The organism is Streptomyces sp. NBC_00289, assembly GCF_041435115.1.
In the GTDB taxonomy this organism is placed as follows: Bacteria; Actinomycetota; Actinomycetes; order Streptomycetales; family Streptomycetaceae; genus Streptomyces.
Window position 1 is genome coordinate 7,786,018 of the sequence record NZ_CP108046.1, and the last position, 23,100, is coordinate 7,809,117.

Annotated in this window: 24 protein-coding genes; 15 read left to right on the forward strand and 9 right to left on the reverse strand. The window is 71.5% G+C overall.

Going from position 1 to position 23,100, the window contains the following annotated elements:
• The first annotated feature begins 12 nt into the window (after window positions 1–12).
• From fabG to OG985_RS35235, 3 genes are all read left to right on the forward strand, one after another.
• Window positions 13–732, forward strand: a complete 720-nt coding sequence (gene fabG, locus OG985_RS35225) for a 3-oxoacyl-[acyl-carrier-protein] reductase (protein WP_371672410.1) — start codon at window positions 13–15, stop codon at window positions 730–732.
• 5 nt (window positions 733–737) lie between these two features.
• Window positions 738–1,505, forward strand: coding sequence for an enoyl-ACP reductase FabI (fabI, locus tag OG985_RS35230; RefSeq protein WP_371672411.1), 768 nt, complete (start codon window positions 738–740; stop codon window positions 1,503–1,505).
• A gap of 170 nt (window positions 1,506–1,675) precedes the next feature.
• Window positions 1,676–2,029: a hypothetical protein gene (locus OG985_RS35235; RefSeq protein ID WP_371672412.1), complete on the forward strand. Its 354-nt coding sequence runs from the start codon at window positions 1,676–1,678 to the stop codon at window positions 2,027–2,029.
• Here the strand turns inward: OG985_RS35235 and OG985_RS35240 are convergent.
• Window positions 2,004–2,699, reverse strand: a complete 696-nt coding sequence (locus OG985_RS35240; RefSeq protein WP_371672413.1) for a FadR/GntR family transcriptional regulator — start codon at window positions 2,697–2,699, stop codon at window positions 2,004–2,006. The two genes, OG985_RS35235 and OG985_RS35240, sit on opposite strands and share 26 nt — an antisense overlap.
• Before the next feature lie 71 nt (window positions 2,700–2,770).
• Between OG985_RS35240 and OG985_RS35245 the strand changes: the two genes are divergently transcribed.
• The 4 genes from OG985_RS35245 (at window position 2,771) to OG985_RS35260 (ending at window position 5,357) form a co-directional block, all read left to right on the forward strand.
• A complete protein-coding gene (locus OG985_RS35245; RefSeq protein WP_371672414.1) occupies window positions 2,771–4,147 on the forward strand; it encodes a CynX/NimT family MFS transporter in 1,377 nt (458 codons plus the stop codon).
• A 73-nt stretch (window positions 4,148–4,220) separates the two neighbouring features.
• Complete coding sequence (locus OG985_RS35250; protein WP_356043957.1) at window positions 4,221–4,337, forward strand: SGM_5486 family transporter-associated protein; 117 nt, start codon at window positions 4,221–4,223, stop codon at window positions 4,335–4,337.
• Between the two features lie 195 nt (window positions 4,338–4,532).
• Window positions 4,533–4,739, forward strand: coding sequence for a hypothetical protein (locus OG985_RS35255; protein ID WP_371672415.1), 207 nt, complete (start codon window positions 4,533–4,535; stop codon window positions 4,737–4,739).
• 99 nt (window positions 4,740–4,838) lie between these two features.
• Window positions 4,839–5,357 (forward strand): histidine phosphatase family protein, encoded by a 519-nt coding sequence (locus tag OG985_RS35260; protein WP_371672416.1) that lies wholly within the window; start codon window positions 4,839–4,841, stop codon window positions 5,355–5,357.
• 529 nt (window positions 5,358–5,886) lie between these two features.
• Here OG985_RS35260 and serB read toward each other — a convergent pair.
• Together serB and OG985_RS35270 are read right to left on the reverse strand one after the other, a co-directional pair.
• Complete coding sequence (gene serB, locus OG985_RS35265) at window positions 5,887–7,095, reverse strand: phosphoserine phosphatase SerB (protein ID WP_371672417.1); 1,209 nt, start codon at window positions 7,093–7,095, stop codon at window positions 5,887–5,889.
• A gap of 301 nt (window positions 7,096–7,396) precedes the next feature.
• Window positions 7,397–9,790, reverse strand: coding sequence for a streptophobe family protein (locus OG985_RS35270; protein ID WP_371672418.1), 2,394 nt, complete (start codon window positions 9,788–9,790; stop codon window positions 7,397–7,399).
• Between the two features lie 239 nt (window positions 9,791–10,029).
• On the opposite strand from OG985_RS35270, the gene OG985_RS35275 reads away from it, so the two are divergent.
• Entirely contained in the window at window positions 10,030–12,537 is a 2,508-nt protein-coding gene (locus OG985_RS35275; protein ID WP_371672419.1) for an FHA domain-containing protein, read from the forward strand.
• 83 nt (window positions 12,538–12,620) lie between these two features.
• Here the strand turns inward: OG985_RS35275 and OG985_RS35280 are convergent, their stop codons facing one another.
• The 3 genes from OG985_RS35280 to OG985_RS35290 form a co-directional block, all read right to left on the reverse strand.
• On the reverse strand, window positions 12,621–13,373 hold the full coding sequence (locus tag OG985_RS35280; protein ID WP_371672420.1) for a transglycosylase SLT domain-containing protein: 753 nt from the start codon (window positions 13,371–13,373) through the stop codon (window positions 12,621–12,623).
• A gap of 297 nt (window positions 13,374–13,670) precedes the next feature.
• Complete coding sequence (locus OG985_RS35285) at window positions 13,671–14,789, reverse strand: S-adenosylmethionine:tRNA ribosyltransferase-isomerase (RefSeq protein WP_371672421.1); 1,119 nt, start codon at window positions 14,787–14,789, stop codon at window positions 13,671–13,673.
• Window positions 14,786–15,481, reverse strand: coding sequence for an SDR family NAD(P)-dependent oxidoreductase (locus OG985_RS35290; protein ID WP_371672422.1), 696 nt, complete (start codon window positions 15,479–15,481; stop codon window positions 14,786–14,788). The genes OG985_RS35285 and OG985_RS35290 overlap by 4 nt, the downstream gene beginning before the upstream one ends.
• Window positions 15,482–15,696: 215 nt before the next feature.
• Here OG985_RS35290 and OG985_RS35295 point away from each other — a divergent pair, with 215 nt between their 5' ends.
• The 4 genes from OG985_RS35295 to OG985_RS35310 all read left to right on the forward strand — a co-directional run bounded on the left by OG985_RS35295 (window position 15,697) and on the right by OG985_RS35310 (window position 18,293).
• Window positions 15,697–16,842, forward strand: a complete 1,146-nt coding sequence (locus OG985_RS35295) for a GAF domain-containing sensor histidine kinase (protein WP_371672423.1) — start codon at window positions 15,697–15,699, stop codon at window positions 16,840–16,842.
• Window positions 16,835–17,476, forward strand: coding sequence for a response regulator (locus OG985_RS35300; RefSeq protein WP_371672424.1), 642 nt, complete (start codon window positions 16,835–16,837; stop codon window positions 17,474–17,476). The genes OG985_RS35295 and OG985_RS35300 overlap by 8 nt, the downstream gene beginning before the upstream one ends.
• A gap of 179 nt (window positions 17,477–17,655) precedes the next feature.
• Complete coding sequence (gene chpE, locus OG985_RS35305) at window positions 17,656–17,901, forward strand: chaplin ChpE (protein ID WP_371672425.1); 246 nt, start codon at window positions 17,656–17,658, stop codon at window positions 17,899–17,901.
• 152 nt (window positions 17,902–18,053) lie between these two features.
• The gene (locus tag OG985_RS35310) at window positions 18,054–18,293 is read left to right on the forward strand and encodes a chaplin family protein (protein ID WP_371672426.1); all 240 of its coding nucleotides are present in this window, start codon (window positions 18,054–18,056) and stop codon (window positions 18,291–18,293) included.
• A 163-nt stretch (window positions 18,294–18,456) separates the two neighbouring features.
• Here the strand turns inward: OG985_RS35310 and OG985_RS35315 are convergent, their stop codons facing one another.
• Window positions 18,457–19,236: a hypothetical protein gene (locus OG985_RS35315; RefSeq protein WP_371672427.1), complete on the reverse strand. Its 780-nt coding sequence runs from the start codon at window positions 19,234–19,236 to the stop codon at window positions 18,457–18,459.
• Window positions 19,237–19,388: 152 nt separating this feature from the next.
• On the opposite strand from OG985_RS35315, the gene OG985_RS35320 reads away from it, so the two are divergent.
• From OG985_RS35320 to OG985_RS35330, 3 genes are all read left to right on the forward strand, one after another.
• Window positions 19,389–20,186, forward strand: a complete 798-nt coding sequence (locus OG985_RS35320) for an ABC transporter ATP-binding protein (protein ID WP_371672428.1) — start codon at window positions 19,389–19,391, stop codon at window positions 20,184–20,186.
• Between the two features lie 93 nt (window positions 20,187–20,279).
• On the forward strand, window positions 20,280–20,711 hold the full coding sequence (locus OG985_RS35325; RefSeq protein ID WP_371672430.1) for an NfeD family protein: 432 nt from the start codon (window positions 20,280–20,282) through the stop codon (window positions 20,709–20,711).
• A 131-nt stretch (window positions 20,712–20,842) separates the two neighbouring features.
• Window positions 20,843–21,811 (forward strand): SPFH domain-containing protein, encoded by a 969-nt coding sequence (locus OG985_RS35330; protein WP_371672431.1) that lies wholly within the window; start codon window positions 20,843–20,845, stop codon window positions 21,809–21,811.
• A gap of 78 nt (window positions 21,812–21,889) precedes the next feature.
• On the opposite strand, the gene OG985_RS35335 is transcribed toward OG985_RS35330, so the two are convergent.
• Together OG985_RS35335 and OG985_RS35340 are read right to left on the reverse strand one after the other, a co-directional pair.
• Window positions 21,890–22,396, reverse strand: coding sequence for an HNH endonuclease (locus tag OG985_RS35335; RefSeq protein WP_371672432.1), 507 nt, complete (start codon window positions 22,394–22,396; stop codon window positions 21,890–21,892).
• 143 nt (window positions 22,397–22,539) lie between these two features.
• Window positions 22,540–23,079: a YbhB/YbcL family Raf kinase inhibitor-like protein gene (locus OG985_RS35340; RefSeq protein WP_371672433.1), complete on the reverse strand. Its 540-nt coding sequence runs from the start codon at window positions 23,077–23,079 to the stop codon at window positions 22,540–22,542.
• Between the last annotated feature and the right edge of the window lie 21 nt (window positions 23,080–23,100).

Here is a 23,100-nt window from a genome sequence, read left to right on the forward strand (position 1 = left end):
AAGGGTGATCCGTTGAGCCGCTCGGTTCTCGTCACCGGAGGCAACCGGGGCATCGGCCTCGCCATCGCCCGCGCCTTCGCCGACGCCGGCGACAAGGTCGCGATCACATACCGTTCGGGGGAGCCGCCGGCCGCCCTCACGGAGCTCGGCTGCCTGGCAGTCAAGTGCGACATCACCGACACCGAGCAGGTGGAGCAGGCCTACAAGGAGATCGAGGCCGAACACGGCCCGGTCGAGATCCTGATCGCCAACGCGGGCATCACCAAGGACCAGCTCCTGATGCGTATGTCCGAGGAGGACTTCACCTCGGTCGTCGACACCAACCTCACCGGCACCTTCCGCGTCGTCAAGCGCGCCAACCGCGGCATGCTCCGCGCCAAGAAGGGCCGTGTCGTCCTCATCTCGTCGGTCGTCGGGCTGTACGGCGGCCCCGGCCAGGCGAACTACGCGGCCTCCAAGGCCGCCCTGGTCGGGTTCGCCCGGTCTCTCGCCCGTGAGCTGGGCTCGCGCAACATCACCTTCAACGTCGTCGCGCCCGGTTTCGTCGACACCGACATGACCAAGGCGCTCACCGACGAGCAGCGCGAGACCATCGTGAAGCAGGTGCCGCTCGGCCGCTACGCGCAGCCCGAGGAGGTCGCCGCGACGGTGCGGTTCCTCGCCTCGGACGACGCCTCGTACATCACTGGAGCCGTCATCCCCGTAGACGGCGGACTGGGAATGGGTCACTGATCACCATGAGCGGAATTCTCGAGGGCAAGCGCGTCCTGATCACCGGTGTGCTGACGGAGTCCTCCATCGCCTTCCACACCGCCAAGCTGGCCCAGGAGCAGGGCGCGGAGATCATCCTCACCGCGTTCCCGCGGCCCACGCTGACCGAGCGCATCGCCAAGAAGCTCCCCAAGCCCACCAAGGTCATCGAGCTCGACGTCACCAACGACGAGCACCTCGGACGGCTGGGCGACATCGTCGCCGAGGAGCTCGGCGGCCTCGACGGCGTCGTCCACTCCATCGGCTTCGCGCCGCAGGACGCGCTTGGCGGCAACTTCCTCAACACGCCGTTCGAGTCGGTCGCCACCGCCATGCACGTCTCGGCGTTCTCCCTGAAGTCGCTGACCATGGCCTGCCTGCCGCTGATGCAGAACGGCGGCTCCGTCGTCGGCCTCACCTTCGACGCGCAGTACGCCTGGCCGCAGTACGACTGGATGGGCCCGGCCAAGGCCGCCCTGGAGGCCACCAGCCGCTACATGGCGCGCGACCTGGGCAAGCAGAACATCCGCTGCAACCTCATCTCCGCGGGCCCCCTCGGCTCCATGGCCGCCAAGTCCATCCCGGGCTTCGGCGAGCTGGCCTCCGTGTGGGACAACCGCGCCCCCCTGGAGTGGGACCTCAAGGACCCGGAGCCGGCCGGCAAGGGCGTCGTCGCCCTGCTGAGCGACTGGTTCCCGAAGACCACCGGCGAGATCATCCACGTGGACGGCGGTCTGCACGCCGTCGGTGCGTGACCGCTGCCGCACCCGGCCGACCGTTCGAGGGCCCGCATCCACCCGGATGCGGGCCCTCGGCGCGTCACCCGATCGGCCCACCCGCCGGGCGGGAGCGTGGTGCGAGCACGCACTCTGAGTACGCGTCCCCACGTGTTCCCCCTCCCCCGTACGGCCGAGGAGGTCCCCTTGTGCGCCTGTCCCGCAGCCTGGCCTCAGTGACCGTCGCCGTCGCCCTCGTGGTGTCCCTGCCGTACGAGGCGACACCCCACGCGCGCGTGGGGGCCGGACCCATGGATGCCCCGCGGCCCTTCGGCGCCGAGTGCCGCGTCAGCGTCCTCGGCTCTCACGTGGTCGCCTACTGCCACAACCCCTACGTCGACGTCGACCGGGTGAGCCTGCACGTCGAGTGCGGCCGCTGGTGGGACCTCGACACCGACAGCGCGCCGGTCGACGCCGGGCCCGCGACGACCGTACGGCTCACCGGGCGGTGCTGGAAGGAAGTCGGCTCGGCATGGGTCAGCCACCAGCGGCGGGGGAGCTGAGCCGCCCCGGGCGGCACTGCAACGGATAGCTGGCGCCCTCCGACGCGGCCGCCGCCGCGTCACCCGCGCGGATCGCGTCGACGAGCCGCGCGTGGTCCATGTGGGTCTCCGGCGTCAGCTCCTCGCCGACGTCCGCGCGCAGCCAGTCCCGCAGCACCTCGCCCAGGTCGGCGTACATCGCCGTCATCACGTCGTTGTGGGACGCGGCCACCACCGCCAGGTGGAAGGTCGCGTCCGCGGCCACGAACACCTCGGTGTCACCCGACTCCCAGGCCTCCTCGCGGCGTACGAGGAGCGCGTCGAGCTGCTTGAGGTCCTTCTCCGTGCGCCGCTCGGCGGCCAGGCGCGCGGCGGCCGACTCCAGCGTGGAGCGCAGTTCCGCGATGTGCCGCGGATCGGCGTCGGCGAAGCGCCGGTGCATCACGCCCGCCAGTTCGCTGGTGGCCGCGACGTAGGTGCCGGAGCCCTGCCGGATGTCCAGCAGCCCGTTGTGCGCGAGCGCGCGGACGGCCTCGCGAACGGTGTTGCGGGCGACGCCGAGCTGCTCGACCAGTTCGGGCTCCGTCGGGATCCGGGAACCGACCGGCCACTCGCCCGAGGTGATCTGGTTCCGCAGCGCGGCGATGACCTGTTCGGACAGCGCCGAGCGGCGGGGATGGCTCAGAGGCATGGCACACCTTCGCACGGGCGGGGACGGAGCGGGCCGCCCCCGGGCTGGACAACCAATCATCCCATGATTCTATGATGGGCCGCATGGCACGTGAGGAAACCCGGACGATGACGTCCACACCCGGCTCCGCCCCGGCGGCACACAGGACCCCGCCCACCGCCACGCGCGCGTGGACGACGCGGCTGCTCGTGGTCGGCATCGTGCTGTCCGCGCTCAACCTCCGCCCCGCCATCACCAGCCTCGGCGCCCTCCTCGAAGAGGTCCGCGACGGCCTCGGCATGAGCGGCAGCCTGGCCGGACTCCTCACCTCGGTGCCCCCGCTCTGCTTCGCCGTGTTCGGGGTCATGGCCCCCCGGCTGGCCCGCCGCTTCGGGCCGGGCGCCGTGGTCTGCGCCGGCATGGCCGCCATCACCGCCGGCCTGCTCATACGGCCCTACGCGGGAGGTACGGCGGGCTTCCTGGCCGCCAGCGCCCTCGCGCTCATGGGCATCGCGGTCAGCAACGTCCTGATGCCGGTCATCGTCAAGCAGTGGTTCCCGGACCGGGTCGGCTCCATGACCGGCCTGTACTCCATGGCACTGGCCCTCGGCACCTCGGCCGCCGCCGCGGTGACCGTGCCCATGACGAAGGCGCTCGGCGGCAGTTGGCAGTCCGGGCTCGCCGTGTGGGCGGGCCTCGCGGCGGCGGCCGTACTGCCGTGGATCCCGTTCGTACGGCACGGGGGCGCCCCCTCCGGCGAGGGGCCGGACGGGCGGCGGGTACCCGCGCGCGGTGCCGCTTCCGTCGAGCGGCCGGACGGGATGCGGCCGGACGTCCAGCGGCCGGACGGGCGAAGGGAGTCCGGGCGCGGTGCGCCGGCCGCGCTGCGGATCACCCGGAGCCGCACGGCCTGGGCGCTCGCCGTCTTCTTCGGGCTCCAGGCCACCGCCGCCTACATCACCATGGGCTGGATGCCGCAGATCTTCCGGGACGCGGGCGTCGCCGCCGGTACGGCCGGGCTGCTCCTCGCCGTCACCATGGTCATGGGCGTGCCGCTGGCCTTCGTCATCCCGCGCGTCGCCACCCGGCTGCCCCACCAGGGCCCGATCGTCCTCGTGCTCGGCGTCTGCGGCCTCGCCGGGTACGCCGGCCTCTACCTCGCGCCGGCCGGCGGGGCCTGGGCCTGGGCGGTGCTGCTCGGTGTCGCCAACTGTGCCTTCCCGCTGGCCCTCACCATGGTCGGCATGCGGGCCGGCACCGGGGCGGGCGTCGCCCAGTTGTCGGCCTTCGCGCAGAGCACCGGCTACCTGATCTCCATCCCGGGCCCGCTCCTGGTCGGCGTGCTCTACCAGCACAGCGGCGGCTGGGGGCTGCCGATCGCGCTCATGGCCGGCCTGATGATCCCGCAGATGGCCGTCGGCGTCCTGGCGGGACGCGACCGCACGGTGGAGGAGGAGGCGGCCCGCTGACGTCCTCCCGGGGGCGGTCCGCCGACGTCCCCCCGGCGGAGCCGGTGCGGTCGCCGGGTGCGAGACTTGCCGTATGCCAGTGCTCGATCCGAACCCCCAGAACGGCCAGAAGAAGATGCTGCTCGTCTTCGGCGCGTTCTTCGCCATCTTCGTGATCATCGCCGTCATCGCGTCGATCGCCTCGCCCTGACCGGACCCGGGATCGGTCCCGCGCCGGGCGGGTGGTGGGGTTAGCCCCCCGTCCCCTAGGGGGTGAGTGTCAGGGTCAACTGGGTGGATCACCGGATGGGTTGAGACCCGCGGATTCCGTAACTTCGAGATGTGGCCGCGACAGTCGGACACGGCTCTCGACCCACGGACCACCCGAAGCCCCGCGGAGGCACTCATGTCGGCACCGACGCACACCCGGACCCACCCGGCGACCCGCGGCGGCGTCGACATCCGGCTGCCCTGGTGGGCCCTCGCCCTGCCCGCGCTCGCCTTCATCACGCTGCTCGTGCTGATACTGAACCCGTCCGACGCGCAGGCGGCGACCGGTGACCCCGCGATCACCCACATCTTCCAGCGCCTGCAGGAGCTGGTGGGGCGCTGAGCGCCCGACCAGGGCTCGCTGCCGTGATCACCCTGCACCGGTGAAGTCGCATGTCAACTCCCTGCGCCGCATGGCGTGTTTCATGCGAAGCTGGGTGTTATGAGCGTCGCAGAACCCCGCAAGATTGTCCTCTTCCGGCATGCGAAAGCCGACTGGCCACAGGTCACCGACCACGAGCGGCCGCTCGCTGAGCGGGGCCGCATGGACGCCGCGGTCGCCGGACGCAAGCTGGCCGACACCGGTATCCCCTTCGATCTGGCCCTGTGCTCGACCGCGATCCGGACCCGGGAGACCTGGAAGCTCGGCGTCCACGAACTCCCGCACCGGCCGAAAACCGTCTACGAGGAGCGGATCTACGAGGCCTCGCCCGGCGAGCTGATCGCGTTGCTCAACGAGACCCCCGACGACGCGCAGGACGTCGTTCTGATCGGCCACAACCCGGGCGTGCAGGGTCTCGCCGACGTCCTGGCAGGCTCGGCCGACGGCGACGTCCGCGAGCGGATGAACAGCCGGGGGTTCCCGGCCGCGGCCTTCGCCGTGCTGTCCTTCGACGGCCCCTGGAAGAGCCTCGAGCCGGGCGTGGCCAAGCTGACCGACTACTGGGCGCCCTCCGAGTGACGGGACCGTACGGAGCGCGGGGTCCGCACCGCGGTTGCCGGTCCTGACCGCGCCGTGCGGTCCCCGGCGCTGGGTGTGGGGCCCGGCCGGTCCTCGGCGGGCCCGGCCCCTGCGGCCTCTGGCCCCTGAGACCTTGCGACGGCCCTCGCCGCCCTCAGTCGACGGCCCTCGCCGCCCTCAGCCCGGTCCTGCTGCCTCAGCCCGGCCCCGAGGGGCGTCGGTGGCCTCCGCCCTGCCGTGAACAGGCCCGACGGCCTCCACCGGCTCCTACGGGCCTCGCCGGCCGCTGCGGGCCTGCGCTGCTTCCTGCCGGTCTTGCTGGTCCCTGCCGCTCTCGTGCTCTGCCGCTCTCGTACTCACGTCCTGTGGACTCGTCCGACGCTCGCGGCCACCCCAGTGCCTTTCGGTCCTACGGCGTCCCCCGTACGGCGTCCCCGTAGCCCCTGCGGATACCGTCGGTCCCCGTCCGGTCGCTCCCGGCTCTCGCCGCCCTGTGGCTGCTGTCATGGGGTTCCGCTCCTGCGGAGGCTCAGTCTTCCACGTGCGCGTCGGCCGCCTCGACCTCTTCGCGGGTGATGCCCAGCAGATACAGGACCGTGTCCAGGAACGGCACGTTCACCGCGGTGTGCGCGGCCTGCCGTACGACCGGCTTGGCGTTGAAGGCGACCCCGAGACCCGCCGCGTTGAGCATGTCCAGGTCATTGGCGCCGTCGCCGATCGCCACCGTCTGGGAGAGCGGGACACCCGCCTTGGCGGCGAACCGGCGCAGCAGCCGTGCCTTGCCCGCCCGGTCCACGATCTCGCCGGTGACCTTGCCCGTCAGCTTCCCGTTGACGATCTCCAGCGTGTTCGCCTGGGCGAAGTCCAGCCCCAGCCGCTCCTTCAGATCGTCCGTGACCTGGGTGAACCCACCCGAGACCACGCCCACTTGGAAGCCGAGCCGCTTCAGCGTCCGGATGAGCGTGCGCGCGCCCGGCGTCAGCCGGACCTCGCTGCGCACCTTGTCCACCACGGAGGCGTCCAGCCCCTCCAGCAGCGCCACGCGCGCGTGCAGCGACTGCTCGAAGTCCAGCTCCCCGCGCATCGCGGCCGCCGTCACCTCGGCGACCTTGTCCTCGCAGCCGGCGTGCGCGGCGAAGAGCTCGATCACCTCGTCCTGGATGAGCGTCGAGTCCACGTCCATGACGACGAGGCGCTGCGCGCGCCGGTGCAGACCCGCCGCCACGACCGCCACGTCGACGCCGACCTCCGCCGCACCGGTCACCAGGGCGGTGCGCAGCGGCTCGGTCTCCACACCGGACACCGCGAACTCGACGGCCGTCACGGGGTACTTGGCGAGGCGGAAGATACGGTCGATGTTGCCGCCGGTTTTGGTGATCCTGGCGGCGACGGCTGCCGTCGCCTCCGCGGTGAGGGGGTGGCCCAGCACGGTGACCAGGGACCGGCCGAGCCCGCGCGGCCGGTTGTCGCCCCGGCCCGAGATGATCTCCGCCTGCATCTTCACCGACTCGGCCCAGCTGTGGACGGTGGACCGCAGATCCCCCTCGAGCCCTTGCGGCGGCTCGGTCACGAGCGCGCACAGCACCATCCGCCCCCGGGTGACGACCTGCTCGATGTCGACCACGTCGACGGAGTAGGCGGCGAGGGTGTCGAAGAGACCGGCCGTGATGCCCGGCTTGTCCTTGCCGAAGATCTTGACGAGGAGAGTGGGTACGTCAGAGGTCTGCGAAGCGTTCATGGTGTTCTCACCGTATCCGGCACGCAGTGCCTCACGCGCGGGAGGTCCGCCTGACGGACACGGAACAACAGGTGTCGAAGCGGTGGCGGGCGTCTTACGCCCGGCCCACGGGCCGACCCCGAGCGGCGGCACGCGTGGGCTGCCCCCGAGCGGCGGCACGCGTGGGCTGCCCCTGAACGGCGGCACGCGTGGCCTGCCCCCGAGCGGCGGCACGCGTGGGCCGCTCCCAAACGACCGGACGCGCGGACCAGGCCGCCTCGGGGTACGCATGCCCACGAGAAGGCTCCGGGCGGCTCACGGGTCACCGTGGCCCCTTCGGCCGCCGAGGTGGCGCGGGAGGTGGCGGGGGCGGCGGTGGGGGCCCGTCGTCGGACGACGGTGACCGGCGGTCTCCCGGCCGCGACCGGGGCGGTTGCTGCGGCGACCGAGGCGGTGGGGTGATCGGCCGGGCCACCGTGGGTGCGCCGTACACGTTGGGAGGCGGCCGCGAGTCCCCGGGCCGCCGCGCCTCGCCGGCCCGCGGAGAGCCGTCGGACGGCGGAGCCGCACGCCCAGCAGGCTTGCCACCCCTCCCTGAGTCGTCGGGCCGCGCGCGAGGGGGCCGGGCGCCCTTGCCGCCCCCGCCCGGGTCCTCGGCATCGGGTCGCGCATCGGTGGGCCGGGCGTCCTGCGGTTCCCGCGCCTCGTCCGGCACCCGCAGATACGGATTGGTGTCCGGATTCGGCGGACGGTAGGGCATCCCGGGCACGTACGGCCCCTGCTCCCCGGATGCGGGCTCGGGCGCGCCCGGGTATGGCCGTCCGGGCCCGTCGGCGTATGGCGGTCCGGGTTCCCCGGCATGTGGCTCGGGCTCGTCGGCGTACGGTCCCTGCCCACCCGCTTGCGGTCCGCCCTGTCCCGCGTACGGTCCCTGCTCACCCGCGCGCGGCCTGCCCCGCTCCGCGTACGGTCCCGGTTTCCCGGCATACGGCCCGTCCTGGTTCCCGTGCGGCGTGGGCCCGCCCGAGTACGGCCCGGACTCACCCCCGTACGCACCGGGCCCCTCCCCGACGACCCCGGGCCCGGCTCCGGCTCCCGCTCCCGCTCCCGCTCCGTACGGCGGATACCCCGAAGGTCCCGCCGTCGGCGCCTCAACTCCCGGCGCCCCGACCCCTCGTGCCTCACCCCGCGGCACCCCGACCCCCGCCGCGACACCCAGTGCCAACGGCGTCGCCCGCCGCCCCGCCGCACCGCTCGCCCGGGCCAGGAGTGCCCCGACGGCCCCCGCCCCCGCGCCCCAGAGCGCGCCGAGTACGAGCGCCATGCCGAGGTGTCCGTTGAGCCGTACCCCGGCGCCGAACGCGTCGAAGCCGAGCACGGACAGCGAGGCGTCCACCGACACCGCCGTCAGCCACCCGAGCAACGGCAGCGTCAGCGCCGTCGCGATGCCCAGCCGCAGCGCGCACCGCCCCGCGAACCCGAGGGCACCCGGATCTCGTCCGGCCTCGCCCCCCGGGACCCCCGCGCCCTGCGACACCGCCCCGGCCCGAGCCCCGGTCCCGCCCCGAGCGCCGAATTCCGCCCCACCGGCCCCGGCCCCGCCGCCCCCAGGCGTCCGCACCGCCGTCAGCACCCCCGCCAGCAGCATCATCAGGGCGGCCGCGACGCCCAGCAGCCACACCCGTCCGTCGAGCTCCGCCAGCCGTCCCAGCGTCACCGGCTGGTCGGACTTGGTGCTCAGCAGGTCGTCGAGGGGATGCGGCAGCACCTTGGTGAGGACGCCGGTGGCCTGTCCGTCGTACGGCACGAACAGGCCGACCGGGATGCCCAGCCAGGTCCCGTTGGGCGCGCCGAGCAGCGCCGCGCCCGCGATCCGCTTGGGGTGGTCGTCGCCGATCGCCGCGTACGCCGCCGCCGCGAACCCGGCCGCCACCGCCGTCAGCAGCACCGTGACGAGCGCGGACACGGCCGGGCGCACCACCCGGTGGACGGCCTCCCAGCCGAGCGGCAGGGGAGTGCGGCGCGAGGCGAGCAGGGCGATCAGCAGGATTCCCGCGGACCAGACGAGGCCGCCGAGCAGGGTGGGCGCGGTGTCGACGGTGAACCCGACCGCCGCCTTGGCGTCGACGAGGTCACCGAGCCTGTCGGGCAGCAGCCCGCCGATGTCCCCGACGTCACCCAGACCCGGAATGTCCAGCCCGCCGCCGCCCCCACCGCCGCCGGGCAGGTTGTCGAGACCCAGGGAGCCCCCGTCGATCGTGATGACGTCGTGTCCGGCCCAGGCCAGCCCGCCCAGCATGGCGACGAACAGGGCCACCACCGCGCCCGCGCGTGCGAGGAGTTCGGTCGGCGTGATCACAACTCCGGCCGCCCGCAGGGATCGTAGGAAGAACCAGGTCAGCAGCAGTGCCCCGACCAGGCTCACCCCGAGTGGCGTGATCTCGATGGCGGTGTTCGCCTGCGCGCCCGACAGGCCGAACGCGGACACGTCGCCCGACGGCGTGACCGAACCACCCGCCCCGAGCGCCACCACAGCCGCGGTCATCGGGCCGAGCGAGCCCGCCGTGTCCGCCTCCAGCAGATGCAGGCCGAGCGCGGCCGTGCCCGCCATCCCGATCAACGCCCAGCTCACGGCGGCGATCGCGGACAGCAGCACGTCGCCCCACGGCACCTTCGTGTCGTACGCCGTGGCCCTGACGTTCGTCGACGCCCTCATGGCAGACCCCCCGATCCGCGGCGCGGCCGACCACCGCACTTGTCCCCCTCGCGTGGATTACCACTCTCCGGGCCGGTTTCAACCCCGTCAACGGAAACGGCCGAAGCGCCCGCGGGCGGTCTTCACAAGGCCCGACTTTCGGTCAGGGGGGCGAGCCTGAAATAGTTCCCGACGATGTTCGACATCCCTAGACTCCCTGTGTTGGGGGTAACTCGGGGGACTACTCAGTGGGGCATGGAGTGCCGGAACTCGTACTGGAATCGAATGGAAGGACCTGGACGCTCGACACGTCCAGGTCATACACCCTCGGACGCGATCCGCAGGGGGACATCGTGCTCGACGACGCCAGGGTGTCCTGGCGTCACGCCACGATCAGCTGGGGGGGCCGCAGTTGGGCGATCGAGGACCACGGCAGTACCAACGGCACGTTCGTGCGGGGTCAGCGCGTCCACCGGATGGAGATCGGCCCGGGCTCGGCCGTCCACCTGGGGAACGCCACTGACGGACCGCTCGTGAGTGTCGCCGGCACCGCCGCCGTGGCGACGCCGCAGGCACAGCCGCAGCAGCAGCCGTTCGCGGCGCAGGGCGCGGGCCCGGGCTGGGCGCAGCAGGCTCCGCCGCAGCCGCAGACCCCGCAGGCCGGCTGGCAGCAGCCGCAGCAGGCCGCCCCGCAGTTTCCGCAGCAGCAGGGCCCCGGTGGTGGCGCGGGGGCGCCGCCGGTCTACGGCGACCGCAGCCCGACCACGTTCCACCAGTTCTCCCTGGGCCGCGTCATGCGCATCGGCCGTGCGCTGGAGAACGAACTGGTCGTCTCCGACCTCCAGGTCTCCCGTTACCACGCCGAGTTCCACGCCACGCCCGACGGCCGCTTCGAGATCCGCGACCTGGGCTCGCACAACGGCACCTACGTCAACGGCCAGCCGATCGCCAAGGGCGGCTCCGCGCTGCTCGGCCCGAACGACATCGTCGGCGTCGGACACTCGACGTACCGCCTGGTCGGCGACCGTCTCGAGGAGTTCGTCGACACCGGCGAGGTCTCCTTCTCGGCCCGCCACCTGACCGTCACGGTCGACGGCGGCAAGCAGATCCTCAAGGACGTCTCCTTCGGCGTCCCGGAGAAGTCGCTCATCGCGGTCATCGGCCCCTCCGGCTCCGGCAAGTCGACGCTGCTCAAGGCGCTCACGGGCTACCGCCCGGCCAACCAGGGCGACGTCCTCTACGACAACCGCAACCTGTACAAGCAGTTCGCCGAACTGCGCCAGCGCATCGGTCTGGTCCCGCAGGACGACATCCTGCACAAGGAACTCACCGTCAAGAAGGCCCTCAAGTACGCGGCCAAGCTGCGCTTCCCGGCGGACACCACGGGCGCCGAGCGCCAGGCCCGCATCGACGAGGTGCTGCGCGAGCTGAAGCTCGACATCCACAAGGAGAAGAAGGTCACCTCTCTCTCCGGGGGCCAGCGCAAGCGCGTGTCCGTGGCCCTGGAACTGCTCACCAAGCCGTCGTTGATCTTCCTGGACGAGCCGACCTCCGGACTCGACCCGGGCATGGACCGTGACGTCATGCAGTTGCTGCGCGGCCTCGCCGACGACGGCCGTACGGTCCTGGTCGTCACGCACTCCGTGGCCGAGCTGGCGATCTGCGACAAGCTCCTCGTGATGGCGCCCGGCGGCGCGGTCGCCTACTTCGGCCCGCCGGAGGAGGCACTGAACTTCTTCGGCTACGACACCTGGGCCGACGTCTTCTCCGCCTTCGAGAACTACCGCGACTACGACTGGGCCGGACGCTGGAAGGGCTCGCAGCACTACCAGATGTACGCCGCGGACATCGACGCCGTTGCCGCGCAGTCCGTACAGATGCCACCCATGCAGGCGATGAAGCCGCCGAAACCGCAGGGCTGGATGTCGCAGTTCGTCACTCTGGTGCGCCGCTACTCCTCGGTCATCGTCTCCGACAAGGGCTTCCTCGCCCTGATGGTGATCCTGCCGGCCGTCCTGGGCGCGGTGAGCCTGCTCATCGACTCGGGCAACAGCCTGCTGCCCAACCCGGCCAACGCGCAGGGCAGGATCATCCCGAACGGCACCGCCACCACGGTCCTGCTGATCCTCGCGGTCGGCGCCTGCTTCGCCGGGGCGGCCAACTCCGTGCGTGAGCTGATCAAGGAACGGGTCATCTACGAGCGGGAGCGCGCGACCGGGCTGTCCCGCTCCGCTTACCTGATGTCCAAGGTGTTCGTGCTCGGCGTGATCACCTTGCTGCAGGGCCTGATGGTCGGCGTGATCGGGTTCGCGAGCCGGGAGATCCCGAAGCAGGGTCTGGTCCTCGGCACCGCCACCATGGTGGAGCTCTCCATCCCGATCATGGCGCTGGGCTTCACCGCGATGATGTTCGGTCTGATCATCTCCTCGCTGGTGAAGACGGCGGAGAAGACCATGCCGCTGCTGGTGATGTTCGCGATCATCCAGGTCGTGTTCACCGGTTGCCTGTTCACCCTGAACGGCGCGGTCGGTGTCAACGAGTTCTCGTACCTGATGCCCTCGCGCTGGGCGGTCGCCGCCGCGGGCGCGACGCTCGACTTCAACAAGATCAGCCCTCCCAAGGAGGGCGGCGACACGGACCCGCTGTGGGAGCACACCGTCGGCGCCTGGGGCATGGACATGTTCGCGCTGATCGTTCTCGGTGTGATCTGCGGCTTCTTCGTGGCCCGTTTCCTGCGCCGCCACGAGCCCGAGGTCATGCGGAAGTAGTCGCGCTCGTACGCGCCGAAGGGCGGCACCCCGTCAGGAGGGTGCCGCCCTTCGGCGTTCGCGAGCAGAGGTCCGCGCCGACCTCAGTACGCGCTGTTGACGTTGTCGATCGAGCCGTACTTGTCGGCCGCGTAGTTGGCGGCCGCGGTGATGTTGGCGACCGGGTCGTAGATGTTCCAGGAGGTGCCGGCGACGTGGTACGCGCTGAAGGTCGGGGGGATCACCTGGAGCAGGCCCTTGGACGGGATGCCGTTGATGGCGTTGATGTCCCAGCCGTTGATCGCCTTCGGGTTGCCCGAGGACTCCCGCATGATGTTGCGGTGCAGGCCGTTGTAGCTGCCCGGGATGCCCTTGGACTTCATGATGTCGAGCGAGTGCTTGATCCAGCCGTCGAGGTTGTTCGCGTAGGTCTTCGCGGCGACGGTCTTGAACTCGATGCGCTTGACCGACCGGCTCGCGGCCTGCTTGGCCTTGCGCGCCTGCTCGGCCTTCTTCTTGGCCGCGGCCTGCGCGGCTGCCTTCTTCTTCGCCGCGGCTTCGGCGGCTGCCTTCTTCTTCGCGGCGGCCTGGGCGGCGGCCTTCTCCTTCGCGGCGGCCTGGCCCTGCAGACTCGGGCGGGAGAACTGCTCGGCGACGTCCGCCGTGCCCTTGAACTGCTCCGAGCTGTAGGCCACCCGCGCCGAGGAGACAGCGGCGTCGGACGTGGTCGTCTGCCCGTGGCCCGGCACGGCGGTGAACGCCAGGGTGGCGGCACCGAGGGTGGCGACACCGGCGATCGCGGCCTTGTGCGTCCTGGTCAGTGCACGACGACTTCGGGTGATGGTGTTCTGGGGCATGGCAGACGGACCTCTTCGGATAGCGCGGAGGTCGCTCGTCGTCCGGTGAGGGACGGGTGCTTCCGGCACGAACGCCGCGGACAAAAGCCGCGGCGCTGAGCGACGGGAGCAATTCTTAGCGGCCGCAAAATCATGAGGCAAAGGTGTGACGTACGATCCTCGATAGTGGATCAGGGAAGGGCAAATCAGGACAGATTGGACCGTACGTGCCGCTCATAAGGGACATGTCCATCTCCTATGCCCCTTCGTACGTGATCTGCGCCCTATGCGCGGGCTCACACGGGGCCGATGGGACTCTCACCCGCAGTTGCGCGAGCAATGCTCAGCGTGAGGAGTCTCCTCCGGCAGGACGAGGTGCAGGTCCCCGAACTCGTGCCACAGATAGCGCCCGCCCAGCGCCTCCTCGTACCCGCGGTCGATCGCGGTATGCCCGGCGACCGCCTCGAGCAGCAGAAGATGCGACGCCTCCGGCTCGTGCAGCCCGGTCAGCAGCCCGTCCACCACACGCACACCCCGCTCCGGCGTCACCACGAGCCCGGTCCAGCCCTCGGCCGCCCGGACCACCCCGTCGGCTCCGGCGGCGGACTCCACCGCCCGCACGGCCGTCGTACCGACCGCGACGACCCGGCCCTCGCCCGCGTTCACCGCGTTGATCAGCCGCGCCGACGCCTCCGGCACCGCGAACCGTTCCGGATACGGCGGCTCGTGCGACTCGGCGGACGCCACCCCGGTGTGCAGCGTGACCGGCGCGAACTGCACCCCCCGGCTCACCAGCTCCGCCACCAGCCGCGCGGTGAAGGGCCGCGCCGCACTCGGCATCTCCGCACTGCCCGCCCCGTCGGCCGACGGCAGCGCGAAGACCGTCTGGTACGCGGACAGCGGCTGGTCCCGCTCCGTATAGGAGTAGCGGATCGGCCGACCGAACTCCCGCAGCGTCCCGAGCACCCCGGCCCCCGGCGCGCGCTGCCCCCCGAGGACCTCGGGCCCGGACGCCCGCGCCCACCACAGCCGCTCACTCCCCGCGCTCACCGGCTCCTCCAGCGCCAGCCGCACACCACCCGGCAACCGCACCTGTGCTCCGGCGGGCCCGCCCGCACGCGCGCGTGTGGTGCCCTGTCCGTCCGGTTCCCGCAGCTCGACCGCCCACCGTCCGTCGTCCCCGCACGTGGAGAAGTGCACCACCACGCGCGCGTGCCCCATCCTGCCGTCGACGGCGGCGGCCAGCGTGGGAGACGTGTTGACGACCAGCAGGTCTCCGGCCCGCAGCAGCCGCGGCAGCTCCGCGAACGCGTGGTGCGACACCTCCGTACCGCGCGACACCAGCAGCCGTACGGCGTCCCGGTCCAGGCCCGGCCCGCGCTGTTCCGCCGGTATCCGCGCCGACAACGACTCCGGCACCCGCACCGCCAGCGTCATCGGCCCTCCACGAGGGCGGGAGCTCCGTAGCGGCCGCTCACCGGCCGCTCGTCCAGCAACCGCAGGAACGCGGGCACAACCAGGGCCGGCTCCGGTCGCGGATCGTCGTCCTCCGGTACGGCCGCCGCGTAGAGGTCCGTGGCCATGTCGCCGGGGTCGACCGCCCACACGCGCAACCCCGGCTCCTCCACGCCGAGCACCGCCACCAGCTGGTCGAGGGCCGCCTTCGACGCCCCGTAGCCGCCCCATGTCTCGTACGCCTCGGCGGCCGCGTCCGAACTGACCGCGATCACCGTCCCCGCCGACGACGCCCGCAGCAGCGGCAGCGTCTCCCGGACCAGGCCCAGCGCGGCCACCACGTTCACCTCCAGTGCCCGCCGCAGCCCCTCCAGGGGCAGCTCGGCCAGCCGGACGAGCGGCTCGGCCCCCAGCGCGCTCGCGTTGTTCACCAGCAGGTCCAGGCCGCCCAGCCCGCTCGCCGCGGCCACCAGCCCGGCGCGGTGCCCGGCGTCCGTGACGTCACCCGGCAGGGCCTCCACGCGCGTGCCGTGCGCGGCCGCCGCCCTCGACGCCTCCGTCAGGGCCCCGGCACCCCTGGCGTCGAGCACCAGATCCCAGCCCCGCGCGGCCAGCGCCTCGGCGAGCGCCCGCCCCAGCCCCTTCGACGCCCCCGTGATCATCGCTACCGGCATGTCGTCACGTCCCCTCGTGCGCCACGTCGTCCGCGCCGCGCTGCCCCCACCGTAGGAACGGGCCCGCCCGCCCCGCCTCGGACGCGGGCCGCATCCTCCCGGGGCCCTTCGGCCTACGCCGCCGATACCGGTCCCGGGTCCTAGGTCCAGGGGCGCAGACGGTGGCCGTCACCGGTCCGATCCGTACTGTCACAGGCCGCCGGTACGGTGAGGGAATGAGTCAAGGCCCCCGGTCCGGCCTCGCAGCGGTGAGTTCCGCGCTGCTGGCCATGAGCAGACACCTCGAGGTGCGCGACGTCCTCAAGACGATCGTCGCCTCGGCCCGTGAGCTGCTCGACGCGCAGTACGCCGCCCTCGGGGTCCCCGACGACCACGGCGGCTTCGCCCAGTTCGTGGTCGACGGCGTCAGTGACGCGCAGTGGAAGGCCATCGGTCCCCTCCCGCGCCAGCACGGCATCCTCGCCGCGATGCTGCGCGAGGCCAGGACCGAACGCCTCGCCGACGTGCGCAAGGACCCCCGCTTCGAGGGCTGGCCCGCTGCCCACCCCGACATGTCCGACTTCCTGGGCCTGCCCATCCGGGACGGCGACGAGGTCATCGGCGCACTGTTCCTCGCCAACAAGGACTGCGCGAAACAACAGGGGAGCTGCGGCTTCACCTCCGAGGACGAGGAACTGCTCGCCCTCCTCGCCCAGCACGCGGCGATCGCGCTCACCAACGCCCGCCTGTACGAGCGCAGCCGTGAACTGACGATCGCCGAGGAACGCTCCCGGCTCGCCCACGAACTGCACGACGCCGTCAGCCAGAAGCTCTTCTCCCTGCGTCTGACGGCCCAGGCGGCCGCCGCCCTCGTCGACCGCGACCCGTCCCGCGCCAAGGGCGAGCTGCAGCAGGTGGCCGCGCTCGCCGCGGAGGCCGCCGACGAACTGCGCGACGCCGTCGTGGAGTTGCGCCCCGCCGCCCTGGACGAGGACGGCCTGCTCGCCACCCTTCGCACCCACATCCAGGTCCTCGACCGCGCCCACACCGCACGGGTGACCTTCGACGGCCGCGGTGTCCGGGCGCTGCCCGCCGCCCAGGAGGAAGCCGTCCTCCGCGTCGCCCAGGAGGCCCTGCACAACGCGCTGCGGCACTCCGGGGCACAGCACGTCGACGTCACCCTGGACCGGCGCGGCGGCGGGGCCGTCCTGCGGGTGACGGACGACGGCAGCGGCTTCGACCCGCAGGCGACCCGCCGTGCGGGCCGCCACCTCGGCCTGGTCTCCATGCGGGACCGGGCGAGCGGGGCCGGCGGCAGCCTGACCGTGGAATCGGTGCCCGGAAAGGGCACCACGATCGAGATGGAGGTCCCCGGTGGCTGACGCGATCAGGGTGTTGCTCGTCGACGACCACCAGGTGGTCCGCCGGGGCCTGCGCACCTTCCTCGAGGTGCAGGACGACATCGAGGTCGTGGGCGAGGCGGCGGACGGCGCCGAAGGAGTCGCCCGCACCGAGGAACTGAAGCCCGACGTCGTCCTCATGGACGTCAAGATGCCGGGCATGGACGGTGTCGAGGCCCTGCGCAAGCTGCGCGAACTGAACAACCCCGCGCGCGTGCTGATCGTCACCAGCTTCACCGAGCAGCGCACGGTGGTCCCGGCCCTGCGCGCGGGAGCCGCCGGTTACGTGTACAAGGACGTCGACCCCGACGCCCTGGCCGGCGCCATCCGCTCCGTCCACGCCGGCCACATCCTGCTCCAACCCGAGGTCGCGGGCGCCCTGTTGTCCCAGGAGGTGACCAACTCGGGCCACGGCAGGGGCGGTTCGCTGACGGAGCGGGAGCGGGAGGTGCTGACCCTGATAGCGGACGGCCGCTCCAACCGGGAGATCGCCCGAGCGCTGGTGCTCTCCGAGAAGACCGTCAAGACGCACGTCTCGAACATCCTGATGAAACTCGACCTCGCCGACCGCACCCAGGCCGCGCTGTGGGCCGTCCGCCATGGCGTGACCGGCTGACCCACGCTCCGGGTGGTGCGCCGGAGCGATCCGGTACGTCAATACGGAAGGTTCCGCTCCGGGCTGAGATTCATACCGTCGTGGGAATGTCCCCCGGATGGCGCATCCTTCGTGGATCTCCGCCGTTCTCCAGTGCGTGCTGCGGCGACTGCCGCGGTGATCACCAGGAGGGCTCAGAAGTGAACAAGCTGAAGAAGGTAGCGGCCGTGACGATGGTGGCCGGCGGGCTGATCGCCGCCGGTGCCGGTATGGCGTCCGCCACCGACGGTGCGGTGGCCCACGGTGCGGCCGTCGGTTCGCCGGGCGTCGCCTCGGGCAACCTCGTCCAGGCCCCGGTGCACATCCCGGTGAACGCCGTCGGCAACAGCGTGAACGTGATCGGCGCGCTGAACCCCGCCTTCGGCAACCTCGGCCTCAACCGCTGATCCCTGCCGCCCCGGGCCGGTCGGCTTGTCGTCCCATTGGCCCGAACGGGCGCTTGAAGCGGGCTTTGCGTGCCATTACGGAGCACTCCCGCGTTGATCAGTCCACGACCCGCGGCCGGGTCGAACACGCAAACGCAGGAGGAACGCTTCTCATGAACATCGCCAAGAAGGCTGCCGTGGCCCTCACCGTCGCCGGTATCGCCGCCGGCGCGTCCGCCGGTGCCGCTTTCGCCGACGCGGGGGCCGAGGGTGCGGCCGCGAAGTCGCCGGGCGTCGGCTCGGGCAACCTCATCCAGGCCCCGGTCCACGTCCCGGTGAACGTGGTCGGCAACAGCGTGAACGTGATCGGCGCGCTGAACCCGGCGTTCGGCAACCAGGGCACCAACGACTGACGCCCACACCCGACGAGAAGCCCCGCGAGTCAACGACGACTCGCGGGGCCTTCTTGTCGCCGGCCGACAAATCCAGCCCGTCCGGCGTTTGCGGACAAGGCCCTCCGGGCCGGCAGGGGGTCTGGGGGCGGAGCCCCCAGAGGCAGTCACCATGACCCCGAACTCACCGCTCACGCTCCTCCACCATCGCGTTGTACGCCGCCACCTGCGCCCGCCGAGCCGTCCGCTCCACCGGCCGCAGGGCCTGCGCCCGGGCGGCCACCTCGGAAGCGCTCACCGCACCCCCGTGCCCGTTCTCGTACGCCAGCGAGACCAGCATCCCCACCCGCTGCGCGAGCTCCAGCACGCGCACCGCCCGCGGCGGATACCCCGGCGCCAACGCCTCCCGCCCCCGCTCCGCCCGCGCCCGGTACGCGTCGATCGCCGCCTCGGCCACCGGCCCCGAGCCGGCCAGGTCCAGCCGCGACAACACCGCGGTCGCGTCCCGCAGGGCCTCCGCGAGCTCCCGCTCGGACTCACCCAGCGAGGGCACGTCGGCGGGCGGCGCCTCCCGCACCGGCAGGCAGTGCCACACCACCTCGACGTGCACGTCGCCGGCGGGCCCGGCCTCGTACACCTCCGGCACCAGCCCGAGCGCGGCGCCGTAGCAGACGACCGCCTCCTCCGCGTCCAGCGCCCGCGCGTTGAACTCCGGCGGTCCGCTCAGCCCCAGCGGATGCCCGGGCGCGGGCAGCGCGACCCGCAGTCCGCTCACCCCGAGCGTCCGCAGCCGCCCGAGAGCGAGCGTCAGACCGACCGGACCCGACTCACCGGGCAGTCCCTCCACACGGTGCACCGCGTCCTCGCCGACGATGGCGAGCACGGCGTCGTCCGGTGAGACAAGTCCGGCCAACAGGGCATTTCCCCAGGCTGCAAGGCGTCCTGAACGTGGTTCCGAAAGCATGCCTCCACCCTAAGGACCGGACCGATGGAATGGAGCGGCCGACCGGTGGCGTAGATTTCCTTGAGGGCTGCGCCCACCGGCGTGGCGGACCGCGCCACAGGCGAACGCGACAGCCGAGACCGGCCACACATGCAAGGGGAGACAACGCGCTCATGAGCGATGTTCTGGAGCTTCAGGACGTATCCGTGGTCCGCGAGGGCCGGGCTCTGGTGGACCAGGTCTCCTGGTCGGTCAAGGAGGGCGAGCGCTGGGTCATCCTCGGTCCGAACGGCGCCGGCAAGACCACTCTCCTGAACGTCGCCTCCAGCTACCTCTACCCCAGCCAGGGCAGCGCCACCATCCTCGGCGAGACCCTCGGCAGGCCCGGCACGGACGTCTTCGAACTGCGCCCCCGCATCGGCATGGCCGGTCTCGCCATGGCCGACAAGCTGCCCAAGCGCCAGACCGTCCTGCAGACCGTGCTGACCGCCGCCTACGGCATGACCGCCGGCTGGCAGGAGGAGTACGAGGACATCGACGAGCAGCGCGCCCGCGCCTTCCTCGACCGCCTCGGCATGAGCGACTTCCTCGAGCGCCGCTTCGGCACCCTCTCCGAGGGCGAGCGCAAGCGCACCCTCATCGCCCGCGCGCTGATGACCGACCCCGAGCTGCTCCTCCTGGACGAGCCCGCCGCCGGTCTCGACCTCGGCGGCCGCGAGGACCTCGTCCGTCGCCTCGGCCGCCTCGCCCGCGACCCGATCGCGCCGTCGATGATCATGGTCACGCACCATGTCGAGGAGATCGCGCCCGGCTTCACCCACGTCCTGATGATCCGCCAGGGCAGGGTTCTGGCCGCCGGCCCGCTGGAGCTCGAACTCAGCTCCCGCAACCTCTCCCTCTGCTTCGGCCTCCCGCTCGTCGTCGAGCAGGTCGGTGAGCGCTGGACCGCGCAGGGCCTGCCGCTGTCGTAAAGCGGTGAACCACCCGCGAAAACAAAGGTAAGAAGCCCCTTCCCGCCCCATCGCGCCCTGTCCGTGGGGCACTTGCGGACCTACCATGACCATGTGAACGACATCGACGCATGGGTGTGGTGGCTGGTCGGCGCGGCAGCGCTCGGAATCCCGCTCGTGGTGACCGCGATGCCGGAGTTCGGCATGTTCGCCGTGGGCGCCGTGGCGGCCGCGACCGTCGCCGGACTCGGTGGCGGCGTCGTCGTCCAGGTACTCGTCTTCGTCGCCGTCTCGGTCGCGCTCATCGCCGTCGTACGGCCGATCGCGAACCGGCACGCGCGGCGACCCCAACTCGCCACGGGCATCGACGCGTTGAAGGGCAAACAGGCCATCGTGCTGGAGCGTGTGGACGGCTCCGGCGGCGGCCGGATCAAGCTTGCCGGGGAAATCTGGTCGGCCCGCTCGCTGGACACCGACCGTGCCTACGAAGTGGGTCAGGAAGTGGACGTCGTGGATATCGAGGGCGCCACCGCGATCATCATGTGACCTCGTACGACGTACTGAACCGAACGCCTCACAGGCCATGCGACGGTCTGTCAGACTCGACCAGCAAGATCTTCAACAAGCATAAGATCTGCCGAAAACGCCGATACGAAGAAGGGCACGGGGAGCCGACGATGGAACCGGTCATCATCGTTCTGATCATCTTGGTGGTGTTGGTCTTCATCGCCCTCATCAAGACGATCCAAGTCATCCCACAGGCCAGCGCGGCCATCGTCGAGCGCTTCGGCCGCTACACCCGAACGCTCAACGCGGGCCTCAACATCGTCGTCCCGTTCATAGACACCATCCGCAACCGCATCGACCTGCGTGAACAGGTCGTGCCGTTCCCGCCCCAGCCGGTGATCACCCAGGACAACCTGGTCGTCAACATCGACACGGTCATCTACTACCAGGTGACCGACGCCAGGGCCGCCACCTACGAGGTCGCCAGCTACATCCAGGCCATCGAGCAGCTGACCGTCACCACCCTCCGCAACATCATCGGCGGCATGGACCTGGAGCGGACCCTGACCTCCCGCGAGGAGATCAACGCGGCCCTGCGCGGAGTCCTCGACGAGGCCACCGGCAAGTGGGGCATCCGCGTCAACCGCGTCGAGCTCAAGGCGATCGAGCCGCCCACCTCCATCCAGGACTCGATGGAGAAGCAGATGCGCGCCGACCGTGACAAGCGCGCCGCGATCCTCACCGCCGAAGGCACGCGTCAGGCGGCCATCCTCACCGCCGAGGGCGAGAAGCAGTCCCAGATCCTGCGCGCCGAGGGTGAGGCCAAGGCAGCGGCCCTGCGCGCCGAGGGCGAGGCCCAGGCCGTCCGTACGGTCTTCGAGGCCATCCACGCCGGAGACCCGGACCAGAAGCTGCTCTCCTACCAGTACCTCCAGATGCTTCCGAAGATCGCCGAGGGCGACGCCAACAAGCTCTGGATCGTGCCCAGCGAGATCGGCGACGCCCTCAAGGGCCTGTCCGGCGCGTTCGGGAACTTCGGCGGCGGGGGGAACTTCGGCGGCGGGGGCAACTCCGGTAACGGAGGGAACTCCGGCGGTTCCGGCGGCACGGAACGCCGGGAGAAGCCGTCCCTCGACTGACCTGCCCGTCCACGACACCGGGCCCGCCCTCCGACGGAGGGCGGGCCCGCTTCGCTGTGGGGGCCGGGGGCACGGCGGCTAGGCCGCCGGCTGGGCCAGCCAATCCGGCAGCGCGTCGAAGTCCTCGTGTCCCAGCGACAGCAGCATCGCGTCCGCCGGAGTCGGCTCGAACGGCTGCCGCAGCAGCGGCATACCCGCCTGGTCCGGAGTGCGGGCCGCCTTGCGGTGGTTGTCCTCGGCGCAGGACGCGACCGTGTTCAGCCACGAGTCCTGACCACCCTGCGCCCGCGGCACCACGTGGTCCACGGTGGTCGCCCGCCTGCCGCAGTACGCGCACCTGTGCCGGTCCCGCACCAGAACGCCCCGCCTCGACCACGGCGCTTGTCTTCGAAACGGCACCCGTACGTACCTGCAGAGCCTGATCACCCGGGGCGCGGGTATGTCCACCACGGCTCCGCGCATACGCAGTTCGGGGTGGGCCTGCTCGACGACGGCCTTGTCCTGCAGCACCAGAACGACGGCTCGATTCAAGGTCACCGTCGACAGCGGCTCGAAGCTCGCGTTCAGCACCAGCGTGTCCCGCATCCAGCCCACCTCCCATGCGCACCGGCCCACCCCCTGGCGGGCTTGGATCAACTCTGGCCGGGCACGCCGAGATGGACAACGCAATAAAAATGCCCGCCCCTGATCAATTCCAAGACCAGAGGCGGGCAAACGTTCAATGAACGTCATCCTTCGGCGGGCAGCTCGTACTCAGCGATCAGCTGGGCGCGGGCCAGCGCGTGGAACCGCAGGTTGAAGCCCACGGCGGCGGGACTGGCGTCCGAGTCCGGACCGAGCTTCTCCTCGTCCACGGCGTACACCGTGAACACGTACCGGTGCGGCCCGTCACCGGGCGGCGGCGCGGCACCTCCGAAGTCCTTCGACCCGTAGTCGTTGCGCGCCTGGACGGCACCCTCCGGAAGACCCTCGAACTTGCCGGTGCCCGCGCCTGAAGGCAGCTCGGTCACCGAGACCGGGATGTCGAACACCACCCAGTGCCAGAACCCGCTGCCCGTGGGGGCGTCCGGGTCGTAGCACGTCACGGCGAAACTCTTGGTCTCGGGTGGGAAGCCCTCCCACCGCAGGTGCGGTGAGGTGTTGCCGGCCGCGTGGACCTGAGCATCCTCGAGTGTCCCGCCCGCCGGGACGTCCTCGCTCGTCACCGTGAACGACGGCACGGGCGGATGGAAGTCATGGGGGAGCGGCCGCCTCTTGAGCTCGGTCACCTCGGTACCTCCTGAACGATG